Below are 22,899 nucleotides of genomic sequence, written 5' to 3' on the forward strand. Positions count from 1 at the left end.
TCTCTCACTCAGACAGCAGCAGGAAGATTTGCGTTGAGGTCCTGCTTCTTCACCTTGCCCGTCGCCGTCAGCGGCAGGGCATCGATAATACGCACTTCCGGGACCTTGTAGACGGCCATGCGCTCGGCACACCAGGCGCGCAAATCCTCGGCGGAGATGGTGCCGACCGCCTCCGGCTTGAGCTGGATATAGGCCACCGGCACCTGGCCCTTGTCGGGATCGTCGCGCCCGACCACGCCCGAGCCCAGCACCTTCGGATGTTGCCCGAGCAGCGCCTCGATTTCCGGCGGGAATACGCTCATGCCCTTGACCTTGAGCATCTCCTTGCGGCGGCCGAGGAAGTGCAAAAAGCCGTCCTTGTCGATGGTGCCGATGTCGCCGGTGCGCAGCCACCCGTCGATCAGCGACTCCGCGGTCGCCTCCGGCTTGTTCCAGTAGCTCTTGAGCAGCGACGGCGTGCGCACGCGAATCTCGCCTTCGGCGCCGAGCGGCAGCAGCGCGCCGGTTTCGAAATCGGTGATCTTGAACTCGGCGCCGGGGACCGGCAGGCCGACGAAGATCGGCTGGTTGTTGAGATCGAAATCGTCATCCTGGAATCCGGCGGTAAACGTGTTGGAGGTGTGGGTCTCCGTCATGCCCCAGGCCGCCTCCATCAGGATCGTGCCGGTAAGGTCCTTCCAGCGGTTGCGGTAATCGGCGTTGAGCTTCTTGACGAAGGAGACGACACGCACCTGCTTCAACGACGACAGGTCGAACTCGCTCCAGCGCGGATGGTCCATCAGTTCGACCGCGCCGTCCACCGGCATCGCCGTGATGGTGACCTTGTATTTGTCGATGGCGGCCATCGCGCCGACGGCGTCCCAGCGCGCGAGCAGGACCAGCGTCGCGCCGGAGAATAGCGGGAAGATCAGGCCGAAGTTTTCGCCCGCGATCCAGAACTCAGGGAAGAACGACAGGAACACGCTGCTCTCGTCCGACAGCACCGAGATGCCGTAATTGGCGGCGGCCGTATAGACCATGTCGCGATGAGTATGGACGCAGCCCTTGGGCATGCCGGTGGTGCCGCCCGTGTAGTTGAGCGCGGCGACATCATCGAGGCTGGGCGGCGGCAGCGGCGTCGGCGCCGACATCGCCGCAAGCGCCGGCAGCAGATCGGTCGTGCCCGGGACCGCGACGCGCGGCCCGCGAATCGAGTCCGGCGCGGGGAACGCCGGCGCAGCCGGCACCACATCGGCAAAGCTGGTGACGATGATCTCGCGCAGCCACACCTCGCCTTTCACCTGCTCGACGACGGGAATGAGCTGGTCCAGCGCCACGATCACTTCGGCCTGGGTGTCGTTGAGCTCGTAGGACAGCTCGAACGCGCGCGACAGCGGGCTGACGGGGACGTGGACCGCGCCGAGCTTCAAGATGCCGAAGAACACGATGTGGAATTGCGGGCAGTTCGGCAGGAAGACGGCGACGCGATCGCCCTTGCGTACGCCCTTGGCCTGCAGCAGCGCGGCAAAGCGATCGCTCTGCTGATCGAGATCGGCGTAGGTGGTGACATGCCCGTAGAAGATCACCGCAGGTCGCGCGGGACTGTGCTTGGCCCAGGCGCGCAGATATTCCGTCAGGGGAACTTCGCCATGCAGATAGTTCGGGGAGCGCGGCATGCCCTTCGGCCAGGCCTTGTCCCACAGGCCGCGCAAGGTGGCGAGGTAGTCCTTCTCGTTGAGGCCTGCACTCATGGCGTCCGTCCCGTGCTGCTTGTTCTTTTCGCGACGGCACGCAACGTGCCGTCGCTCGACCTCGTTACAGGTCGAGCACGGCAGAGTTGATGTCAAGGAAAACAGTTTTCCGCAGCACGGCCGATGCCGCGGCGCGGAAAAATCACGCTACGCCGTGACGAGACGAATGATCCGCCGCGCGGCGGACGGGATCGGCGCGACGACCGGCACGGTGAACATCGGCTGAAGCTCGCGTGCCGCTTCACCCAGCGGCCCACCGCCGATGATCACCGCTTCCGCCCCGTCCTGCGCAATGCAGGCCTCGACCGCAGCGGCGAGAGCCGCGCGCAGCTGCGCCGGATCGCGCATGAGCTCTTGCGGATCGCCGTCGGCAAAGCGTGTGCCGGTGTAGAGCGCACGCAACCCCAGCGTATCGGGCAACGCATCGATCTTCCCTTTCAGCAGCGGCGTCGTGGTCGCCACGCCGAACCGGCGACCGTTCTCGGCTGCCTCCAGCATCGCGGATTCGCCGATGCCGACGGCAGGCAGCTTCATCGCGGCCTTGATCCCGGCGAGACCGGGATCACCGAATGCCGACACGATGATACCGTCGCACTCAGAGCCGCGAGCACGCGCGATCTCCTCGACCTCCGACGCGGCCGCCTCCAGGGCATCCGCCGAGACGATCATCAAGGGCGCCCGAGTTGCCGTGGCACCGACAATGTCGAAGCCATCGGCGGCGGCCGACCTGGCGATCGCCACCATCATCGCGGTGGTCGCCTCATTGCTGTTCGGATTGATCAGGAGGATGCGCGCACGCCGTTCGAAGTTTTGGCCCATCCTCCGTCTATACTAGGCCGCCCGCACCCCCGCAACGAAGGCGCTGACCTCGTCCTGAAGCGATTGCAGCTTCCGCGTCAGGCGGCCGCTCGATTGCAGCACGAGGCCGGCGGCCTGGCCGGTCTCGGCGGTCGCATCGGTGACGCCGGAGATGTTTTGCGAGACCTGGTCGGTGCCGGAGGCCGCCTCCTGCACGCTGTGCGCGATCGCCTGCGTCGCGGCGCCCTGCTCCTCGACAGCGGCCGCGATCGACGAGGAGATCTCGTTGACCTCCATGATGGTCTTGCGGATGCTGTCGATGTTGCCGACCACCTCGTTGGTCTCGGCCTGGATCGCCGTGATCTGCGCGCCGATCTCGTCGGTCGCCTTGGCGGTCTGGCTCGCCAGCGACTTCACTTCGCTTGCGACCACCGCAAAGCCCTTGCCGGCCTCGCCCGCACGCGCCGCCTCGATGGTGGCGTTGAGTGCGAGCAGATTGGTCTGCGAGGCGATCTGGTTGATGAGGTCGATGACCTCGCCGATCTTGTGCGCGGCGGCGGCAAGGCCCTGCACGGTATCGTTGGTGCGCTGACCGTCGGCGGCGGCCTTGTCGGCCACTGATGCGGCCTGCGCGACGCGCTGGCTGATCTCGGTGATCGAGGACGACAGCTGGCCGGCGGCGGACGCCACCGTCTGCACGTTGGCCGAGGCCTGCTGGCAGGCGGTCGCGACGAAGCTCGCACGGTCGGTCGCCTTGTTCGCGGTCTCCGACATGCCTTGGGCGGCCTGCTGCATCTCGCGCGCCTCGTTGAAGACGTCGCGGACGACGGCCTGGACGCTCGCCTCGAACTTGCCGGCGAGATCGGCCATCGCCTTGCGCTTCTCGCCATCGGCCTTGCGCTTCAGCTCGTCCTGCTCGGCATGCATCTGCTGCACCGCCGATGCATTGTCCTTGAACACGGCGAGCGCCTTGGCGAGCCCGCCGACCTCGTCGCGACGATCGGTGTAGGGCACGTCGAACGCGCTGTCGCCGGCGGCAAGGCGCTCGGTCAGCGCGGTGATTTTTGCCAGCGGCCTCGTGACGCTGCGGCCGATCAGGAACGAGGCGCCGAGCACCACGACCAGCACGGCCAGACAGATGTAGGCGAACGTCATCGCGTTCTGGCGGAACACGGCATCGACGTCGTCGAGATAGATGCCGGTGCCGATGATCCAGCCCCAGGGCGCAAAGCCCTTCACATAGGAGATTTTTCCGACCGGCTGGTCGAAGCCGGGCTTCGGCCAGAGATAGCCGTAGAAGCCCGCGCCCTGCTTGTTGACGACGTCAACGAAGCCCATGAACAGCGCATTGCCGGCGGGATCCTTCATCCCGGAGAGATCCTTGCCGTCGAGCTCGGGCTTGATCGGGTGCATGACCATTTTGGGGGTCATGTCGTTGATCCAGAAATACTCGACCTTGTCGTAACGCAGGCTCTTGATCTCGGCCATCGCGGCGGCCTGGGCCTGCTCGCGCGGCAGTTTGCCTTCGCTCTCGAGCTTCTGGAAATGGGCCAGGATGCCGTAGCCGATATCGACCATATGCTGCGTCTTGGCCTGGCGATCGGCGATCATCTGCGCGCGCAAGGTCGAAAGCGCGATCGGCGCCAGTGCGATCATGCCGAGCAGGCTGATGCCGACAATGAGGACCAGCTTGAAACTGATACGGGAGAAAATCATCGGGACTCGCAAGAATTGGAAGGCTGATATGCAAGTTTATCCCGTGCCCCTTAGCAAAGCTTTAAGCATTCGGGTTCCCGAAAGCCCGCGCGATTGCGGAGGGCCGGCCGCCGGCATGCTGCGTACGGCTTTGCGGGCCGGGCTGGCCGTGCGGAAATTCAAGCTGTTCAAATCTAGAAGACCTCGACATCGCCCCTCGAAGCGTTGACTTGGCGGAGCCTCTGGCCGAACGATCGGCGCAGATCATCAGCGCCAGCCAAAGCGTTGCGCGCCGCCGGAGGCCAGAGGCTCCATGCATCAATCGACATACGCAAAACCCCTCGAGCTGCCCGCGCTGACCGCAGCGGAGCGGCTCTTCGTCTGGGGATTTCGTGCCAAGGCGCGAAGCGGCCGCGCCGTTCCGACCGCGGCCGACATCCAGCAGGTGTATGACCACTTTCGCGTCGGCGACGCCGTGCCGTCGCTGGAATCCATCATCGAGATCTTCGCCTGCACGGCGCATACGGCGATCGAGGTGCACTGCCCCACCTGCCCGCGCATGTCGGAGAGCGAATGCGGAATCTTGCGGGCGATCGCCGCCGCGCAGAAAGAGCGCGACGATGTCGCGCGCGAGCAGTTCGAGTGCTGGCTGCCGCCGGTGGGCGCGGATTGGGCGCTGGCGCCGGTGCGGGGCCTAGCGACGATCTTCCGCATGGCCGGCCTCATCCTGCCCGACCGGCACGTCTCCTCGCGCGACCATGACCGGATGATGGCGATGAAGAGCTGGCTCGTAGGCAGCCCCACATTGCATTGACGGAAGCGTTCATGATGCAGGCCATTTGCGATTCTGCGGCGAGCCCGGAAGCCGGTCCGTCGCGGCTCTGTCCGCTGCAAGCCGCGCTCGCGACCCGACCCTGCGTCGAAAGCTACGACCAGTTTTCCCGGGTCGCGCTGTCGCTGTTCCGCTTCATTGGAGCGGCCTATGCGACCGGCGCATCGGATTGCTGGGAGGCCGCCTATCGCTTCGCCGACGAAGCACCGGGAATTTCCGACAGCCCGCTGCTGGTCGCGCGCGCAGCTGCGCTGGTCAGGGTTCTGCGCAGCGGCCGGCCCTGCGAGCTGTGCTTCATGCCGCCGTCCTGCAAGCGCCTGTCGAAGGACGAGGCGGAGCTGATGAGACTGCTGGCGGTCGCACGTAACAAGCAGCCGGGCGAGCTCGAGTCCGTGGTCTGCCAGTTCGTCGGCAACGAGAACGAGATTGCGACAACGCGGGCTGTCAACGCGCTGGCCTGCTGCTGAGACCTAACTTCCCTTCTTGTCGAGCACGAGATCGATGGTGTGGCTGGCGATCTTGCGCAGCTGGGCTTCGTCGCCATAGGCGCGTTCGAGCACGGCGAGGCCTCGCGTCACCGTGATGATGTGCAGCGCTGCGGCCGCGGAATTGCCGTTGAACTCGCCACGCTTGGCGCCCGCCGACAAGGTGTCCTGAACCAGCGCGGTGATCCGAGAGACGAGACTCGCAAAGGCCTGGCGCGCCGCTTCATCCAAACCTTCGCCTTCCGCCGCGCCGAGCTCCATCAGGCCGCGCGTGGTCGGACATCCCCGCGGCGGCGAGCCGGAACGGAAATTGGTGATCGTGAGGTCGAAGAACGCGGTGAGGCGTTTGCGCAAACTGCCTGTACCGAGCGCCTTTTGCAGGGCAAGCAGATAATCACCCGCGTAGCGCTCATAGGCCTGCAGGAACAGCGCTTCCTTGCTGCCGAAGGCGTTGTAGAGGCTGCCGCGCTGGACACCGGCGTCACGCGCGATGTCCGAGAGCGAGGTGCCGCGGACGCCCTTGCGCCAGAACTGGTCGAACGCGATGCGCAGGACATCGTCATGGTCGAACTCGCGCGGCCTCAAACTCTGCTCCTCCAAAGTATTTGACACAGCGTCAAGAACGTGGTTTCTCGACACAGTGTCAAAAACAAATTGGGATTGATATCCCGTTTCGTCAATAAGCCGACGGCCGGCGCGGATGATGCGCCTGGCCGATCGGGCCCGCATGCAAAGGGACGTACGATGCCTCTTCTCCACATCTCGATGCGCGCCGGAAAGCCGGAAGCCTACCGCACGGCAATCCTCGACAGTCTCTACCGCGCCATGCGCGAGGCGCTGAACGTCCCCGATGGCGACGAGTTCATGACGATCAGCGAGCTTGCGCCCGCGAACTTCCGCTGCGGCAATGCCTACGGCGTCAACCGCAGCGAGGACGCCGTGCTGATCCAGATCACGGTATTCGCCTCGCGCACGCCCGAGCAGAAGAAGGCGCTGTACCGGCGGATCGCCGAGCTGCTCGGCGAAAACCCGGGCATCCGGCCCGAGGACGTGTTCGTGAACGTGCTCGACGCGCCCAAGGAGAACTGGTCGGTCGGGCACGGCATCGCGCAATTCGCGTGACCGTGCAAGCCCGATGCCGCACCTCACGCGCAGCGGGCGCGAGGCGATCATCCACGCCGGCGCGTTCGACGAGCCACTGGGTGCGACGCCGGATCGGCATGTGCAGTGGACGTCCCGCGCGGCGTGGTATGTGCACGGCGACGGATTGCCGGTCGAGGACTGCGATTCAGCTTCCCGCATGCGCACCGTGGTGACGGTGATAAGCACTCGGCGAGGGCCAGGTCCAGCCCTTCAGTGCCGTTCGATCCGGCTCGAAGATTTCGATCTTGAGCGGATGGCACGCCGCGGCATCGCTGGAATGGGTTGCGCTGCAGTCTCCACCGGGACAGGCTGATAATGCGCCGAGCAGGTCGATCTCCGCGAAAAACTCGATGAAGTCGCCGGGGCGGACCGGACTTGCCTTCATGAAATATTGGTGCGTGTCCCTGGTGAAGCCGGTGCACATGAAGACGTTGAGCACGTCGTGGACATGATGCTCCACCGCATTCGGCTCCATCTTCAGTTCGGTCGCCAGCGCACGCGACAGGTTGGAGTGGCAGCAAAAATCGTAAGCCGTGCCGTTCAACAGGAGATTTGTATAGGGATCACAGCGCGTGCCGATCACATCGTGAATGCCGGCGCCGTCCGCGTCGAAGCCGTACCAGCCGAGCGTATCGTGACTGATGGTCGCCATCGGCCGAAGATAGGGCATATTGCTCCAGAGCCGGTTACCGATGCCGACATGCGTGCCATGGAGCGCCCGGGTCTCGCCGCTGAAGAAGCGCTCGGAGAGGTCGTCCGCGTTCCAGAGATTGAGGTCGCCGACCTGAGGGCCTTCGATGCTGACGATGCGGAAGAACTGGCCGCGCGCCACGCGAAAGGCACGGGCATCGCGTGGCGGCACGATGAGCTCGTGCGTCTTGATCGCCGCACGGCGGGCTGCTTCGAGCGTGGCCATATCCGGCCCGGGCATCGTCCCGGCCGGATAGACGATGGCCGGCTTGGCAGCGCGGCGCGAGGCGGCATCAGCGGGGGCGGTTGGGATATTTGGGGACATTGTTCAGTCTCGGATCGACGCAGCAAAAGGAGGGGCGGTGACTGACGGCGGAAGCGGCTGACCCTACCGCCTCGCCTCAGCCGCCGGCAACGCACGCTTCCATGATTCGATCGAGCTCGGCCTGCGAGAGCACTCCAAGCTCGGCGATGAAGACGATGCGCGTTCGCGGTACGCCTGCCGGCGGCGCCTCGCCCGGCGCGAGCGTCGCGCGGCCGCCGGCGAACTGGAACACCATCTGGCGTCCGGGCTGCTCGACGGTCTCGAACAGGCCTTTGGCGCGGGCAAGCTTTGGTGCGAGCCGGCCGATGGCCTGCTGCAGGCGCGGCAGCGAGATCGGGTGATCGGAGATCCAGCTCAGCGTCTCGAAGCGCTCCTCTGCCGGCCGTTTCGGTCCCGGCTCGCGCGGTGCGGGTGCGCGGTCGGCGGTCGCGGGAAACAGCAGCGCGGACGGAATCTCGCCGTGGTTCGCCTCGACCACCACCGCGGGGACGCGCAGCGCGCGGATGGCTTCGCGCATCCGTCCGGCTGCGCCTTCCTCCGCCAGATCCAGCTTGCTCAGCGCCACGATATCGGCAACGCGCAGCTGCGACCGCAGCAGCGCGTCATCCAGGCGCGATGGCGGCGTCCCCGCGTCGATCACGCAGAGCACCGTTTCCAGCGGCGCCTCGCGCAGGATCACCGGGTCCATCAGATTGCGCACGATGTCGGCGGGATCGGCGACACCGCTGGTCTCGATGACGATGTACTCAGGCCTGGGATCGCGCCGCAGCAGCGTCGCAAGCGTGCGCAGCAGATCGCCTTCGAGCGAGCAGCAAATGCAGCCATCGGCAAGGCTGACCACGCCGTCGCTCGCGCCCGCGATCAGCTCCGCATCGATGTTGATGGCGCCGAAATCGTTGACCACGGCGGCGATCCGCCGGCCACCCGCATGCGCCAGCAGATGGTTCACGACCGTGGTCTTGCCGGCCCCGAGGAAACCCGTCACCAGGAGCACCGGGACCGGCATGGCTCAGCTCTCCACGACGGGCCGCCGCACCGGCTTTCCCGGCCGCGCAGCCACATCCATAATGCCGTCGCTGATCAGCGGCTGGCCGCTGACGATCAAATGCCGCACGCCTTCGGAGGGACGGTTCATCGCCGTGAAGGTCGCACGGTCCGAGAGCTTCTCGTAATCGAACACGACAATATCGGCATCCGCGTCTTTCGTGAGCCGGCCCTTGGCGCGCATCGCGGGCGTGCTCTGCGACAGGATCTCCGCGGGGATCAGCGCGCATTTGCGCACGCCTTCGAGCAGCGACACGGCTTTGCGCTCGCGCACCCATTCACGGATGAATTTCGTGAAGCAGCCGGCCGAGCGCGGATGCGAGGTGGCGTCATCCGGCAGCGGCCAGGCGTCGCCGGTGTAGGTCTTGCCGTCCGAGGTCGTCCACGGCATCGCGTCGGACGCGATGGCGCCGCCGGGATAGAGCACCGACAGGTCGAGCAGGTCGCGGTGATGCGCATTGTGCTCGGTGTCGAGGATGTGCCAGAGCACCAGCGAGGACGGCTCTTCGGCCTGCGCCTTGAGCAGCTCCTCGCGGTCGTGGAAACGGTGGCCGTCGGTCACGCGCTGCACGGAATCATAGCCGGTGCCGTTGCGCTCGACGAATTTTGGATCGCTGAAGAAGGCGGCGGCCAGCACAGTCGAGCCGGTGCCGTAGGGATAGGCCTCGACCGTGATCGGCAGTCCCTGCGCCTGCGCCTTCTCGACCAGCACGCGGCAGCGCGCGATGTCGGTCTTGCTCGACGAGTTGAAATGGCAGATGTGCATATGCGCGCCGGTGGCGCCGGCATAGCCGATCAGGCGGATATAGGCTTCGACCGCGCTTTCAGGATCGATGCGCGACATGAAGGCGACGTGGGTGAAGGTCGGCACGTCCTGCTTCGCGGCGAGCTGGCAAACCGCGGTCAGCTCCTGCACGCCGGCGCCCGGCGCATAGGCGTTCAAAATGCCGATGCCGATGCCGCCTTCGTTCAGGCCGCGGGTAAGGCGCTCGAGGATGCCTGATACCTCCGCATCGGTTGCGACATTGTCCATCCAGCGGCGATCGCGCATGGCATTGCCGAACGCCTCCAGCGAGCTCTCCGCATTCGAGCCCGTCATCGCGCCGATGCGGGCAAAGGCCCAGTTGGTGGCGGCGCCATAGTTCAGCACGCGGCCCTTTCGCGCCTGGCGCTCATACCAGGACCCGACCGGCAGCACGCCGGCCTCGAGATCGAGCGTCGTCGTGACGCCGTCAAAAGCCTGCATGCGGTCGGCCGGGATCGACTGGCCGTGGGCGTGCAGATCGATGAAGCCGGGCGCGACCACGAGACCGGAGGCGTCGATCACCCGGTCGGCGCCGCCAAGACCCGTGCCGACGGCAGCGATCTTGCCGTCCACCACCGCCACGTCGCCGACGGCATCCATCCCGCTCGCGGGATCCACCACCCGGCCGCCGCTGATCATCAAACCGCTCATCTCGTCACTCCGAAAAAGCCATTGCAAAAAACCTCCAAAGGACCGGCAGCAGCTCCGGAGGCACGTCGGCGCGCATAGTGCAGATTCTGGGGAGAACGACCACCTCCACTGAAGCCGATGCAGCATGCTTGCACGTGAGGCCGATGAACGCAGGGCGTGTATCGGGACCGGAGCGCAACAACGCCGCTGCGGCAATGCGCCGGTCCAATCGGCATACGCGCGCATCCTCGCGGCAGGATTTGCCCGAGCTATGCTCCGCTTCACACCCTCTGAGAAGAAAGGGCGCAGGGAAGGCCGGGCGCCGGCTGGCACCCATAAGACCCCTGCGCTGAACGAATGCACACGCAATGCACAGGGGAGACACAGGGCAGCCGAAACCAGGCCTTCCCTGCGCGATGGTTTGACGGCCTATGCCGCACTCTCCCGGGAGCCGAGTTCCTTCTGGCCTCCCTCGCCTCCGCGAAAGTCACGGCACCGCGCCGGTTGACGCAATGACGCGTTCGCCAAGGCTTGACCGTAGCAACGACGGCCAGGACCACACGGTTTCGCCGTACGCGGACTGACCTTGCTTCGCCAAGAGGCTTCGCAGGGCACGGCCCTGCTCCGTCAAAGGCTCCACAAGCTTGAGCGCCGTCCGTCTTTGCGGTCCGCACCATGCTCACGAGGTTCATCTCGCCCTGCACGCTACGGTCCGCCTTTAACGCCGCCCGCGTCCACCGCAACCCGCCCGCGCTCGAAACGACGTACGACCGCCCCTTTGGTGGGCTGGGATGGGCGACACATACGGCAAATCAGAATTTCGGTAAAGTGGAATATTTTTGTGGCGAGGGGTTGACAGTGACACGGGTGTTTTGCCCGACGGGCAGTTCGCGATCGAGGGGCTCTCCCCCTGTTACAGTATCAGCGTATTGCCGTATTTTGGCGTTGAGGGACAACACCATGCCAGTGAGCTTCGCGGACATTACCGAAGCCTTCGAATTCGCCAACACCGAGGTCGACGTGGCGGAGCTTCGTGCCTTCGTGTGCAGACAGACCGGAAAGATCTACCATCAGACCGAGGGCCTGGATTCAGAAGATTTCGACGAGGAGCTGCCTGATGACATCGAGGATGAGGCCAAATACATCCCGCTCCCGGACAAGCGCGGACTCGGCCTGGGCAAGCCGCTGGTGCTCGATTTTGCCCACGAATTCCTGCCGGACGATTTCGACGACGTCCGTTATTTCTTCGGCAAGCGAGGCGCCTATCCGAAATTCGAAGCGCTGCTCGCCAGACGTGGCGCGATCGATCGCTGGCATGCGTTCCAGGCGAAAGCCACGGAGCGGGCGTTGCGCGAGTGGTGCGCGCTGCATGAGATCGAAATCGTCGGCTGATCTGATGTCCGCGCCCGGACACGGTTCCGGAACTTCGCCGGACGCTCGCGTACGCCATGTCCACGCAACCGCAACACTGCTCCGCCGTCTTCTCGCCCCCATTGTCATTCAGAGAATTGGGCGGGGCGGCTTACGGTGGGCATAGTTCCCTGGGGTTCCGTGTGATCGTCCGACGTCTTCTGCAACCCGACTCCCGTCATTCTGTTTCGCGCCGTGTGCTCCTCGGCGGACTTGTGTCGGCAGGGAGTGCGCTCGCGCTCGGCGGATGTGCCGGCTTAGGCGCGACCGGCGCGCGCTTCGACGCGTCGTCCCTCTCCGTTGATCCCACGTTGCTCGTCACCACCACGCGCAAGCCCGTCAACGGCGGCCGCACCAAACCCTGGTTTGGGCCGGAGCGCGCGACGAGCATGACGGTCGCGCGGGCCAGGCTGGTCGCCCCGGACGAGAGCCGTCTTTCTCTCGCCTCGGTCGGGCTCGGCGATTGGCGTCTCGATCGGATCGAACCGGTGTCGGCCGACGCCGGCGATCTCGCTGCGCAGGCCGGCGGAGGGGACGTGCTGATCTATGTGCACGGCTTCAAGCAGACATTCGAGACGGCGGTGCTGGATGCTGCCCATCTCTCCGACGGGATCAAGTTCCGCGGCCGGACCATGGCATTCTCTTGGCCCTCCAAGGCCGGACTGTTCGACTATGCCTACGACCGCGACAGCGCGATGTGGTCTCGCGACGATTTCGAGCGCGTGCTCTCTGCGCTCGTGTCGGCGCCAGGCGGAGGCCGCGTGCACATCGTTGCGCACAGCATGGGAACCATGCTGACCCTCGAAAGCCTGCGTCAGCTCTATGCGCGATACGGCGACACGGTCACGAGCAAGATCGGCGCGGTCGTGTTTGCCGCGCCCGATATCGACATGGACGTGTTCTCATCGGCCATCCAGCGCATCGGTCCGCTCGCCGGCAAGATTACCGTGATCGCCGCGACCAACGATCGCGCACTCGCGCTGTCGGGCCAGATCGCAGGTGGAATGACCAGGGTCGGCGCCGCCGAGAAGGCCGCCATCGCGCGGCTCGGCGTGCGCGTGCTCGATGCCTCCCAGGAAGGCTGGGGCATCATCAACCACGATCTGTTTCTGTCGAATGCGGACGTGCAGCGGGTGATCCGCCGCTCGATCGACGGCACGACGGCGTGAGAGGGCGCCCGCGCCCGAGCCATGCAGAAGCGCCTGCGCAATCGTGACGTCGTGTTTCGTGCGGATCGGAGGCCGCACCAGACTTGAGGAGCCGGCGCACTAATGGCCGGTGGAGCGCCGGTTCATCTCCTCCAAAAGCTCTCGCATTGCGTCGAACTGCGTGCCAAAACCCTTCCAGTCGCCGGATTTCAATCGCTCCACCGCCTGATTGTAACGATCGAGCGCCTCCCGTGCCTGACTCTCCGACGGGCGCGTGACAGGCATTTTCTCCTTCGTGCTCGAGACCGGCTGCACCGCGCCAGGCTCGGTGAACAGGGCTGACAAGGCCTCGTCGAGCGTCTCCTTCATCACCACGTGTTCACCGTAGGCTGCGATCACGCGTTTCAGCTCCGGCAGGTGTCCGTGCTCCGCTCGCAAATAGAGTGGCGTAACATAGAGGATCGAGTTCTCAATCGGGATCACAAGCAGGTTCGCACCGCGAATCACCCGCGAGCCCATCTGATTCCAGAGCGTGATCTGTTGCGATATCTCGGTGCTCTGATTGATTCGCGCCTCGATCTGGAACGGCCCGTAGACGAGCTTCTCCTTGGGAAACTCGTAGACAATCAGCTTGCCGTAGTCGGGCTCGTCGCAGCGTGCGGCCAGCCACGCGATCATGTTGTCGCGGCGGCTGGGCACCATGGGAAGCATGAGGAAGAACTCGGCCTGCGGCTCACCGGGCAGCCGCATGATGATGTAATATGGGGCCATCGTTGCAACGCCGCCGCCGCCCGGCTGCCGCGGAAACTGCCAGAGATCCTCGCGGTTATAGAAAACGTCGGCGGCCTCCATGTGATAGCTCTGATAGAGCTGCGCCTGAATCAGGAACAGGTCCTCCGGATAGCGAATGTGCCTCTGCAGATCGGCCGGCATGACCGAGAATGGCTTGAACAAGTCCGGAAAAATCCGCCGCCAGGTCGCGGCGATGGGATCGCCGGTGTCCATCAGATAGAAGTCGACGGTTCCGTTATAGGCATCGACGGTGACCTTCACCGAATTGCGGATGTAGTTGAGATCCTGGTCTTGCGCCGGCTGCGCGGAGGGGAAGTAGGAACTCACCGTGTAGGCGTCCTGCATCCAGAACATCCGCCCGTTGCTGATGACCAGATATGGATCGTGATCGAGCCTGAGGAACGGAGCGATCGTTTGCACCCTTTCCCCGATATTGCGGCGGATCATGATCCGGCTGTCGGCCGTGACGTAGCTTGAGAGCAGCAGGTTCGGGTCGTTGAAGTAGTAAGCGAACAGGCCTCTCCACACCATCGCTCCTATCGGAACGCCGCCGGTACCGTCATAGGCCGCGTAAACATTGTCCTTTCCCTTCGGATAGTCGAACTCCGGCGTGCTCCCCTTGACGATGACGTAGTCGTCGCTTCGTTCGCCGTAGTAGATGCGCGGCTCGTGGATCTTGGGGCCTCCATCCGCAACCGGAGGGATATCCCGCAAATAGAGTAGCGGCAGTCCCTCGGTGCTCTTGCGCGTGACCGGGCTCATCACCGCGCCATTGCCGTGAGTGAACAGCACGTGGCGGTTGACCCATGTCTGGGCATTCGGCGGCAGCAGCGAGGCCCCCAGTTCGCGGGCCGAGATCATGACGCTTTGGTAGGCGCCATCGAGCCAATAGCGATCAACGTCAAGGTGATGGAATTTGTAGTAGGTGCGGATCTCCTGGAGTTGCGCGTAGGTGTCCGACAAGGGTTGCCAGTCCCACAGCCTGATATTGTCGATTGTCGCCTTGTTGGCGTCGAGCGTCTTGGAGCTAAGCTTCTGTTCGGCAGCAAACGGCTTGGCTGCGATCCGATCGAGATTGTATGCCTGCCGGGTGAGCGCGATGTTGCGTTCGATATAGGGCCTTTCCAGCTCCAATTCGCTTGGCCTGACGAAGAACTGCCGGAACAGCACGGGAACCACGCCGGACAGCACGAAAGACCCGATCACGACAAGCAGGAACGCGGCGGCAGGAAGCCGGTAGGTGCGCACCCGCAGGTTTGCCCATGCGGCGAGAGCCGCGATGACGGAAAGTCCGATCATCAGCCACAAGGCCGGCAGCCCCATGTGGACATCGGTGTAACTTGCACCGACGACCACGCCGTTATCGCCGTAGAGCAGCAGATAGCGATCGAGAAAATAGGACCAGGCCTTCACCGCAAAGAGCAGACCGAGCAGCGCCGAGCAGTGGGCAATCACCGTCGGCGACATTGATCGGCGATGAATGTCGTATTCGATATCGCCGTGCACCCAGTAGATCGCTGCGGCGAAAAGCGCGCTCAGAACGAGCGCGAGCATCATCCAGTTCTTGATGAGGATATAGGCGGGCAGTGAGAAGAGATAGAACCCGATGTCCTTGTTGTAGAGCGGATCGTCTGCGCCGTATGGCAGCTGATAGACAAACCGCAGGAAGACGCCCCAGTTGCCGACTTCGGCCGATGCGACAAGCAGAGCGAGCAAAGCTGCGCCCCCTGCGATCCACCGGGGCCACGGCAACCGGTCGCGCACAAGGGCAAGCAGATCCGGCGGCGCGTTGCCCGCGGCGCTCCACACCGAAGCGGCGACTAGCTGTGTCGACGGCCGCCGGGCAAAGCGCAGTGCGAGCCATCCGTTCAACCAAAGGATGACGGCGGTTCCCGTCCAGACCGCAAGAAAGACGACGGCTTTGGCGCCGATTGTCGTCCAGAAAACCTGCAGATAGCCGATCGAGGAAAACCACAGCCAGTCGACCAGGAAGTCGCTCGCGAGCCAGAGCGGGATCAGGCAAATCCCAATGACAGCGGCCGCAACAATGAGCCCGACCACGGCACTCTGCCTTGGTACCTTCCGTTCGGGTCCGGTGATCCCGATCGTCATGGCTTGATCATAGCGGAAATGAGGGACGCCCGCCCCTCGATTTCGCGGTCGGGCGGCGCTCGCCAACTCTACCGCCGACAGCACTCGTATCCCGACGATCCCGGGTCTATAATCAGGTAGCCGTCCATCCTATGCCGATGGTCTGCAGGGAAGACCTCACGGTGGATGGTTTCCGTTCAGCATCGGAGGTGATGTCATGGCCATTGCTCCCACGCTCCAGAAATACCTAGCCGCCGAGAACATCCAGTACGAGGTGATCCCGCATGAACTCAGCATGACGTCCGCTCGAACGGCCGAGGCATGCCATATCTCGGGCGACCGCCTCGCCAAGGGCATCGTGTTGCGGCGCGACGGCGGATACATGCTGGCCATCCTGCCCGCATCGCATCACCTCCGCCTGTCGGACCTGAGGACAAGCCTCGGCGACAATGTCCACATGGCTGATGAAACCGAGATCAATCGGCTGTTCAGCGACTGTGCACACGGTGCAGTTCCTGCCGTCGGCAAATGCTACGGATTGGACATCATCGTCGACGACAGCATCGACGCACAGCCGGACATCTATATGGAAGCCGGCGATCATGAGACGCTGCTTCATATGGGTCACACGCAGTTTGCGCGCCTGACGGCCAACGCACCGCACGGGCGCTTCAGCGCGCATGACTGAGGATTTTGTACACCGCCCATTGCCGTTGCGATCCTGGGCGGGAACTCTGGCCACGAGGTCGCCGTCATACTGTTCAGCAGGGTGGCGGCGAGAGCGTCTGAATTTGTCTGAGGGTGCCGCTGCATTGCATCAACGCACTTGAAACCCACGAACGGAGGCTCGCCATGAAAGTCAAAGACGTGATGCACAAGGGTGTCGACTGGGTCAGCCCCGACACCCCAATAACCGAGCTTGCCAAGCTGATGCGGGCGCATGACATCGGCTGCATTCCGATTGGCGAGGATGACAAGCTGGTCGGAATGGTGACCGACCGCGACATCGTCTGCAAAGGACTCGCGAGCCACAGCTTCGATGCCGGCCGCGCGAAGGCGCGCGACGTGATGACCGAGGGCATCCATTGCTGCCGCGAGGACGATGACCTCGCCAAGGCGATGCACCATATGGAGAAGCTGCAGGTCCGCAGGCTGCCGGTGATCAACAAGAGCAAGCGGATGGTCGGCATCATCAGTCTGGGTGACGTCAGCCATTCCTCGTCAGGTGATATGCTGACAGAGACCGTCAGGAGCGTTTCGGCGCATCACTGAACTTGTGGCCGGAACCTACGGCTAGGGCTCCTCGCGATCGCCGCTCGAACAGGCGCTGAGGGGAGCCCGAGCCATGCGCTCGTCATGCAACCATCGCGCGGCCCAGAAGCTGCGGCGCGATGTGGTTGATTTTGCGCCTACGCAATCAAACGCTGCACCAATTCCGACTCACTCGAGTACGTCAGGAACGCCTCGTGAGTCGCCCGGGTAATCCCAACATAGGTCAGCCGGACACATTCCTCGACGGTCTCGCCGTGGCGGCCAAGCAAGCCCAAGCCGGCAATAGCGACGCAGGGAAACTCCAGCCCTTTCGCGGTGTGCATGCTCAAAAACCGCACGGCCACCCGCTTGACCGAAACTCTGTTGCGATTGTCCTTGGCCATATCGATTGGCACATCATGCCTGGCGAGTATCTGCGCGACCCGCCCGCCGATCCAGTGCTCGGGGTAGAGACACGCCATCTGCGACCACTCGTACCCGGCCTTTTTCCTATCGAGAAACCACTCGGCGACGCAGTGAGCTTCTGCGTCGATGCTCACGCATCGCCGCACGGCCGGCTCCACGCCCTGCCGGCCCGCATCTTCGGGCAGCAGGATGGCGTGCTCATCGTCGGCCGTGATGCCCGGAGCGCCAATGACGTCCGCTGCGAAGCGTTTCGCGAAGGCAACGATTTGCGCGGTGTTGCGGTAGTTGACTTTCAATACGCTCGTTCTGCCCTTGGCCTCGATTCCGAGCTGACTCCATACCGGGCGTTCACGCCCCCTGTAGATGGCCTGGATGTCGTCGTAGACGACCATCAGCGCCTTCGTGCGCGGGTTCACCATCTTGGCCGCGAGCGCGAGCCATTGCGGCTCGAAGTCGTGTGCCTCGTCGATCAGGACAGCGTCGTACTGCTCCGTCGGGATATGGCCTTGATCTACCGCCTTCATGACCTCCGAAACGCTAGCAGCCAGTCGCTTTGCGTAGTCCGGATATTCTCGCTCCGATGGGATGGGGACCCCATAAGTCCGCAGCATCCGGTAACACCAGGAATGAAAAGTGAGGACCTGAACGCGGTTCTCCACGCCTCTGCTCTGCATGGCATCCTCAAGCCGCCCGGCGATGCCATTGGCGTAACACAGGATGAGCACCGGCTTTGCTGCCGCACGTGCCAGATACTCGGCTCGAAAGGCAAGGATCAGGGTCTTGCCCGATCCGGCGACGCCGCGAATAATTCGATGCCCCTCTCCCAGACTGCGCGCGAACTGCTCCTGATGCAGGTCCATGACTGCAAGCGTCCGGTCCGAAGGATCGGCCGCGGGTGCGTCGTCCAGGGGCAACGCAATCTGTCGTATGCGGATTTCCGGAAAGAGCAGCGCCCTCAGGCGGTCGAACTGCGGCATGGACAGCGGCTCTTCGGGCCGCGGATGAACCATGTTCCACAATCCGGTGCGGAATTCTTCGGGATCTGAGGTCTCCGTCATTTCATCCTTGAAAAGACACAGATGCCCGGCCAGCACCTCCTTGAGATTGGTCTGATCGAACTGCTTGCGCGTGATGTTCGTGAATACGGCCCCGAAGCCGAACGGAACAATGGGCCGGCCCACAAAGCGATGACCATGCGGAAACAACAATTGTCCATCGCGCTCCAGCGTGCGTACGACCTCGAACGTATACCCGCGAGCCTGCTCGAGGGGATTGCTCTCCCGTACGACACCACGGCTGGTCAGCAACTCGACCTTCGTCTTGTCCGCCGAAACAATCGTCTCCAGGCGCCAGTCTTTCACCTCGAGCACGAGCAGGCCGTTCGCGGGATGAACGATGATAAAATCCGGATGCCGGTTGTGAGGGCCGACAGGGAGATTGTGCCAAACGACAGCGTTCTCTTCGAGGAAGTCCTTGAGCCGTTCCGCAAGTCGCAGTTCCCCACGACTGTCGAAGCGTGCGAAGCCGAGACTGGGGATCAGGGTGGCCATGTTACGACCGCGAGCACCATTGCAGACCACCTCGTGGGCTACGTGCGTAGCAGAGCGGTCTCTCCAGGCCCACATGGTTGCCTAGAGTGTGCAGCTTTTCAATGGCTTAGGATTTGTCTGGCGCTCCCTAGGGGAATCGAACCCCTGTTTCAGCCTTGAGAGGGCCGCGTCCTAACCGCTAGACGAAGGGAGCGTGAGGCGTACGACATAGCCGCGAATTTTGCCGGCGGCAAGGTGGGATTCACGGGTTTCTCCCCGCCGTCGTCCTGGCGAAGGCCAGAACCCATTACCCCAAGACGCAATTGTTGCGCGCAGAGTTAACTCCGAGTCCCCGTAACCATACCCGCCTGTGGTTATGGATCCTGGCTTTCGCCAGGACGACGACGGGGTGAGTTTCCGGGGCCTCCGTTACGGCTCATTGGCAAATTTGAGCTTCCCAGCCGGCTTCAGAGTGTGGGCATCAAAAGTGCGGATCTCGGTGACCCCGCCGATATCGAGCGTGACCACGAGGCGGTCGCCGGCGACCCCGGTCGAGACGATCCTGGCGCCCTTGGGCAGGGTGGCGATGACGTCGCCAGCCGCCTCGACCGCCCTTCCCTCCGACTTGAAAAGGCGGTAGCCCACCGCGATCAGAACGGCGCAGATCGCCAGCGCCGTGGTCAACCCCGCGATCAGCATCATCCGCCGCACCCGCGCGAACAGCGCGGCCTGCTCGGGGGTCGGTTCGGGAATAGCGGTTTCGGTCGTCATGGAAAACTCTGGGTCAGCGCAAAGGTTGGAGGTTGTCGTCGCCGGCGACGAGGGCTCGCCCCGGCTCGACCGCGTGCTGGCGGCGCACCTCACCGAGCTGTCGCGATCGAGGCTGAAAGCCCTGATTTTGGCGGGCGCGGTGAGCCTGAAGGCTTCCGCCATCCGCGACCCCGCTTATCACGTCGCCTCCGGCGATACGATCATAATCGACGTGCCGGAGGCCGCGCCCGCCGAGCCGAAAGGCGAGGATATCGCCCTCGATATCGTGTTCGAGGACGACGACATCATCGTCATCAACAAGCCCAAGGGCCTGGTCGTCCACCCCGCGGCCGGGCACGAGACCGGCACGCTGGTCAACGCGCTGATCGCCCATTGCGGCGCTTCGCTGTCGGGCATCGGCGGAGTACGTCGGCCCGGCATCGTGCACCGGCTGGACAAGGACACGACAGGGCTGATGGTGGTCGCCAAGAACGACCTCGCCCACGCCTCGCTGTCCGCGCAATTCGCCGACCACGGCCGCACCGGCGAGATGCGGCGCGGCTACATGGCCTTCGCCTGGGGGGTGCCGAACCGGCATCGCGGCACGGTCGATGCGCCGATCGACCGCCATCCGCATGCCCGCGAGAAGATGGCGGTGCGCCAGGGCGGCCGCGAGGCGGTGACGCATTGGGAGATCCTGGAGAGTTTTGCAGGTCGCGACGGCAAGGGCGTGGCCGCCCTGCTCGCCTGCGAGCTCGAGACCGGGCGCACCCACCAGATCCGCGTCCACCTCGCCCATATCGGCCACCCCCTGATGGGCGACGCCGTCTATGGCCCGCATTTCAAGACCAAGGCGAACCAGCTGGGGCCGGACTCGCGGGAGGCCTTGACCGCGCTTGGGCGACAGGCGCTGCATGCTTATCTGCTGGTATTGGAGCACCCGAGGACGGGAGAATTACTCCACTGGGAGGCGCCTCTGCCGGAGGATTTGCTTCTCCTGGAGGGTGCCCTCAAAGCGGCGCTATGACGCAGGCCACTTAAGAAAGCCGTTACATTACAAAAAGTTATAGCTGCCACACGGGGACGTGACGTCAGCAATCCTTCCCTTTTCGACCCCCCATGGGGTATATTGCGCCTGCGTTGGAAATGACCAGCGCGGAACATCGCAGCCCGGCCGGCTTTGACACAGCGGTCGTCTGCCTGGCCCGCCGCTATCGGGGGCCTGAACCTTTGGAGGGCGCACTATGGCCCGTACCGCTGCTTTGCCGGTCCTCAATGGAGAATCCGGCCTTTCTCGCTACCTCGCCGAGATCCGCAAATTCCCGATGCTGGAACCCCAGCAGGAATACATGCTCGCCAAGCGTTGGCGCGAGCATGACGATCGCGACGCGGCGCACCAACTCGTCACCAGCCATCTCCGCCTCGTGGCCAAGATCGCCATGGGCTATCGCGGCTACGGCCTGCCGATCTCCGAGGTCGTCTCGGAAGGCAATGTCGGCCTGATGCAGGCGGTGAAGCGTTTCGAACCCGAGAAGGGGTTCCGTCTCGCCACCTACGCCATGTGGTGGATCAAGGCGTCGATTCAAGAGTACATCCTGCGTTCCTGGTCGCTCGTGAAGATGGGCACCACCGCGAACCAGAAGAAGCTGTTCTTCAACCTGCGCAAGGCGAAGAGCAAGATCAACGCGCTGGACGAGGGCGATCTCCGCCCCGACCAGGTCGCGACCATTGCCAAGCGGCTCGGCGTGACGGACCAGGACGTGATCGACATGAACCGCCGCCTCGGTGGCGACGCGTCGCTCAACGCCCCGATCCGCGATGACGGCGAAGCCGGCGAATGGCAGGATTGGCTGGTCGACAACACGCCCAACCAGGAAGCCTTGATGGCGGAGCACGAGGAGTATGATCACCGCCGTGACGCGCTGAACGGCGCCATGGGCGTGCTCAACCCGCGCGAACGCCGCATCTTCGAGGCCCGCCGCCTCGCCGATGAGCCGATGACGCTGGAAGACCTTGCCGCCGAGTTCGGCGTGTCGCGCGAGCGCGTCCGCCAGATCGAGGTCCGCGCCTTCGAGAAGGTGCAGTCCGCGGTCAAGGGCACGATCGCAAGGCAGGAACAAGCCGCGCTGGAAGCCGCGCATTAAGCGAGGCTTGCCGCGGTAAGAGATTGGCGGATCGAAAGAGACGAAAAGCCGGCGGCAACGCCGGCTTTTTTGTTTTGGGGTGCGAGCTGCGGCACGTTTCGCGGAGACGCCGGCGGGCCCTTGAACGCCTGCGACGGGTCGCCCGACAAACTCTTGTCGGACCCACATCCAGAGAACGGACACGCACCGTGTCGATCATCCTGCAATCCACCGTCGGCGGCTTCTCAGCCCAGTTCATGCGCAAGCTGCCGCTGGTCGAGCAGGCGATGCGCGAGCATGGGCTCGAGCCGTCCGAGTTCGTGATCTCCAAGGACTATGCGGGCACAGCGACGATCCCGCTCATGGGCCCGTTCTTCTTCAGTTACAGCGTGTTCTTCGGCGAAGAGACCTTCACCGTCACTGAGCCGAACGACATGGTGTTCCTGGACTACTTCTTCAAACGCGTGCTCGCCGCCGACGGGCCACCGGAAGTGCCGCGGCGGCCGGGCTTGATCCGGCGACTGTTCAGCTGGATGGCGCAGCCGGTGTAGTCGCTAAGGGCGCACCTTCTACTCCCCCCAGATCCTCGCCAGCGTCGCGAGCCAGCAGCCTTCGCAATAGCGCGCGTCCTTGTAGTCGATCCAGTTGTGCGCATAGACGCGGTCGAGCGGGATGTCGTAGCGCGCGCGCAGCACCTTGACGAGAATCCTCCACGCCGCGACCTGCGCCTCTGTCGGTCCCGTCGTGACATCCGGATAGTTGCCGGCGAACTCGACGCCGATCGAATTGTCGCGCACGACCTGGCGATAGGTCGGCCTGTTGTCGATGTACTTGTTGTCGTTGCGGTTGGCGCCGTCGCCGTGGGTCGGCACCAGGTTCTCGGCGACGGCCCAATAGACCGTGCCGTCGGTCTCGACCCACACCGTGACGCCGCGGCGCGTCGGATTCTTCGATTGCTCCGCGGCCCCGCCGCGTGCCGAGCCTGCCGGCCCCTCGGTCTGGTGCACGATGATGTTGCGCCAAGGATGGGCGCTGCGGACATCGCCCCACGGCGCGAGCCAGACGATCTTCAGCCCCGGAATGTCGGGCGTGCCGGAGGCGCGTGCGATCGTCGCAAGCTCGGCATCGGTTGCGGCGGCTGGTGCGGTCAGGAAGAGTGCGGCGAGAATGGCCGCGAGCAGGCGAGACATCATCATGCGGAT

The 22,899-nt window shown here is 64.1% G+C and carries 21 protein-coding genes and 1 tRNA gene; 10 read left to right on the forward strand and 12 right to left on the reverse strand.

Annotated features, from left to right (window positions below; genetic code table 11):
- Window positions 1–8: 8 nt before the first annotated feature.
- The 3 genes from XH79_RS27405 to XH79_RS27415 form a co-directional block, all read right to left on the reverse strand.
- Window positions 9–1,730: an AMP-binding protein gene (locus XH79_RS27405; RefSeq protein WP_271583622.1), complete on the reverse strand. Its 1,722-nt coding sequence runs from the start codon at window positions 1,728–1,730 to the stop codon at window positions 9–11.
- 147 nt (window positions 1,731–1,877) lie between these two features.
- Window positions 1,878–2,549, reverse strand: a complete 672-nt coding sequence (locus XH79_RS27410) for an aspartate/glutamate racemase family protein (protein ID WP_271583623.1) — start codon at window positions 2,547–2,549, stop codon at window positions 1,878–1,880.
- Between the two features lie 12 nt (window positions 2,550–2,561).
- On the reverse strand, window positions 2,562–4,244 hold the full coding sequence (locus XH79_RS27415; protein WP_271583624.1) for a methyl-accepting chemotaxis protein: 1,683 nt from the start codon (window positions 4,242–4,244) through the stop codon (window positions 2,562–2,564).
- A 292-nt stretch (window positions 4,245–4,536) separates the two neighbouring features.
- Here XH79_RS27415 and XH79_RS27420 point away from each other — a divergent pair, with 292 nt between their 5' ends.
- Window positions 4,537–5,037, forward strand: coding sequence for a hypothetical protein (locus tag XH79_RS27420; RefSeq protein WP_212341647.1), 501 nt, complete (start codon window positions 4,537–4,539; stop codon window positions 5,035–5,037).
- Between the two features lie 11 nt (window positions 5,038–5,048).
- Entirely contained in the window at window positions 5,049–5,522 is a 474-nt protein-coding gene (locus XH79_RS27425; RefSeq protein ID WP_271583625.1) for a hypothetical protein, read from the forward strand.
- Window positions 5,523–5,525: 3 nt separating this feature from the next.
- On the opposite strand, the gene XH79_RS27430 is transcribed toward XH79_RS27425, so the two are convergent.
- Window positions 5,526–6,125 carry a TetR/AcrR family transcriptional regulator gene (locus tag XH79_RS27430; RefSeq protein ID WP_271583626.1) on the reverse strand — a complete coding sequence of 200 codons (600 nt, stop codon included), beginning with the start codon at window positions 6,123–6,125 and terminating at the stop codon, window positions 5,526–5,528.
- Window positions 6,126–6,284: 159 nt separating this feature from the next.
- On the opposite strand from XH79_RS27430, the gene XH79_RS27435 reads away from it, so the two are divergent.
- A complete protein-coding gene (locus tag XH79_RS27435; RefSeq protein ID WP_271583627.1) occupies window positions 6,285–6,662 on the forward strand; it encodes a tautomerase family protein in 378 nt (125 codons plus the stop codon).
- A gap of 166 nt (window positions 6,663–6,828) precedes the next feature.
- Here XH79_RS27435 and XH79_RS27440 read toward each other — a convergent pair whose 3' ends face one another.
- The 3 genes from XH79_RS27440 to XH79_RS27450 form a co-directional block, all read right to left on the reverse strand.
- Window positions 6,829–7,698 (reverse strand): urea carboxylase-associated family protein, encoded by an 870-nt coding sequence (locus tag XH79_RS27440; RefSeq protein WP_271583628.1) that lies wholly within the window; start codon window positions 7,696–7,698, stop codon window positions 6,829–6,831.
- 76 nt (window positions 7,699–7,774) lie between these two features.
- On the reverse strand, window positions 7,775–8,704 hold the full coding sequence (locus XH79_RS27445) for a CobW family GTP-binding protein (protein WP_271583629.1): 930 nt from the start codon (window positions 8,702–8,704) through the stop codon (window positions 7,775–7,777).
- Between the two features lie 3 nt (window positions 8,705–8,707).
- On the reverse strand, window positions 8,708–10,198 hold the full coding sequence (locus XH79_RS27450) for an amidohydrolase family protein (RefSeq protein ID WP_271583630.1): 1,491 nt from the start codon (window positions 10,196–10,198) through the stop codon (window positions 8,708–8,710).
- A gap of 654 nt (window positions 10,199–10,852) precedes the next feature.
- On the opposite strand from XH79_RS27450, the gene XH79_RS43150 reads away from it, so the two are divergent.
- A complete protein-coding gene (locus XH79_RS43150; protein WP_333938897.1) occupies window positions 10,853–11,569 on the forward strand; it encodes a hypothetical protein in 717 nt (238 codons plus the stop codon).
- 161 nt (window positions 11,570–11,730) lie between these two features.
- The gene (locus XH79_RS27460; protein ID WP_212342433.1) at window positions 11,731–12,756 is read left to right on the forward strand and encodes an alpha/beta hydrolase; all 1,026 of its coding nucleotides are present in this window, start codon (window positions 11,731–11,733) and stop codon (window positions 12,754–12,756) included.
- 99 nt (window positions 12,757–12,855) lie between these two features.
- On the opposite strand, the gene XH79_RS27465 is transcribed toward XH79_RS27460, so the two are convergent.
- Window positions 12,856–15,639, reverse strand: a complete 2,784-nt coding sequence (locus XH79_RS27465; protein ID WP_271583632.1) for a UPF0182 family membrane protein — start codon at window positions 15,637–15,639, stop codon at window positions 12,856–12,858.
- Window positions 15,640–15,835: 196 nt separating this feature from the next.
- On the opposite strand from XH79_RS27465, the gene XH79_RS27470 reads away from it, so the two are divergent.
- A complete protein-coding gene (locus XH79_RS27470) occupies window positions 15,836–16,306 on the forward strand; it encodes an aminoacyl-tRNA deacylase (RefSeq protein ID WP_212341661.1) in 471 nt (156 codons plus the stop codon).
- 164 nt (window positions 16,307–16,470) lie between these two features.
- Window positions 16,471–16,890: a CBS domain-containing protein gene (locus XH79_RS27475; protein WP_212341662.1), complete on the forward strand. Its 420-nt coding sequence runs from the start codon at window positions 16,471–16,473 to the stop codon at window positions 16,888–16,890.
- Between the two features lie 137 nt (window positions 16,891–17,027).
- On the opposite strand, the gene XH79_RS27480 is transcribed toward XH79_RS27475, so the two are convergent.
- The 3 genes from XH79_RS27480 to XH79_RS27490 form a co-directional block, all read right to left on the reverse strand.
- On the reverse strand, window positions 17,028–18,845 hold the full coding sequence (locus XH79_RS27480) for a UvrD-helicase domain-containing protein (RefSeq protein WP_271583633.1): 1,818 nt from the start codon (window positions 18,843–18,845) through the stop codon (window positions 17,028–17,030).
- Window positions 18,846–18,963: 118 nt separating this feature from the next.
- A tRNA-Glu gene (locus tag XH79_RS27485) sits at window positions 18,964–19,038 on the reverse strand.
- A gap of 215 nt (window positions 19,039–19,253) precedes the next feature.
- A complete protein-coding gene (locus XH79_RS27490) occupies window positions 19,254–19,595 on the reverse strand; it encodes a hypothetical protein (protein ID WP_212341664.1) in 342 nt (113 codons plus the stop codon).
- On the opposite strand from XH79_RS27490, the gene XH79_RS27495 reads away from it, so the two are divergent.
- From XH79_RS27495 to XH79_RS27505, 3 genes are all read left to right on the forward strand, one after another.
- Window positions 19,594–20,601, forward strand: a complete 1,008-nt coding sequence (locus XH79_RS27495) for an RluA family pseudouridine synthase (RefSeq protein WP_271583634.1) — start codon at window positions 19,594–19,596, stop codon at window positions 20,599–20,601. The genes XH79_RS27490 and XH79_RS27495 overlap by 2 nt on opposite strands.
- A 217-nt stretch (window positions 20,602–20,818) precedes the next feature.
- On the forward strand, window positions 20,819–21,718 hold the full coding sequence (gene rpoH / locus XH79_RS27500) for an RNA polymerase sigma factor RpoH (RefSeq protein WP_018643767.1): 900 nt from the start codon (window positions 20,819–20,821) through the stop codon (window positions 21,716–21,718).
- 188 nt (window positions 21,719–21,906) lie between these two features.
- Window positions 21,907–22,248 (forward strand): hypothetical protein, encoded by a 342-nt coding sequence (locus XH79_RS27505; RefSeq protein ID WP_212341668.1) that lies wholly within the window; start codon window positions 21,907–21,909, stop codon window positions 22,246–22,248.
- An 18-nt stretch (window positions 22,249–22,266) separates the two neighbouring features.
- Here the strand turns inward: XH79_RS27505 and XH79_RS27510 are convergent, their stop codons facing one another.
- Window positions 22,267–22,893 carry a peptidoglycan recognition protein family protein gene (locus XH79_RS27510; protein WP_271583635.1) on the reverse strand — a complete coding sequence of 209 codons (627 nt, stop codon included), beginning with the start codon at window positions 22,891–22,893 and terminating at the stop codon, window positions 22,267–22,269.
- Between the last annotated feature and the right edge of the window lie 6 nt (window positions 22,894–22,899).

It is taken from the genome of Bradyrhizobium sp. CCBAU 45389 (assembly GCF_028128625.1).
GTDB classification, from domain to species: Bacteria; Pseudomonadota; Alphaproteobacteria; order Rhizobiales; family Xanthobacteraceae; genus Bradyrhizobium; species Bradyrhizobium liaoningense_B.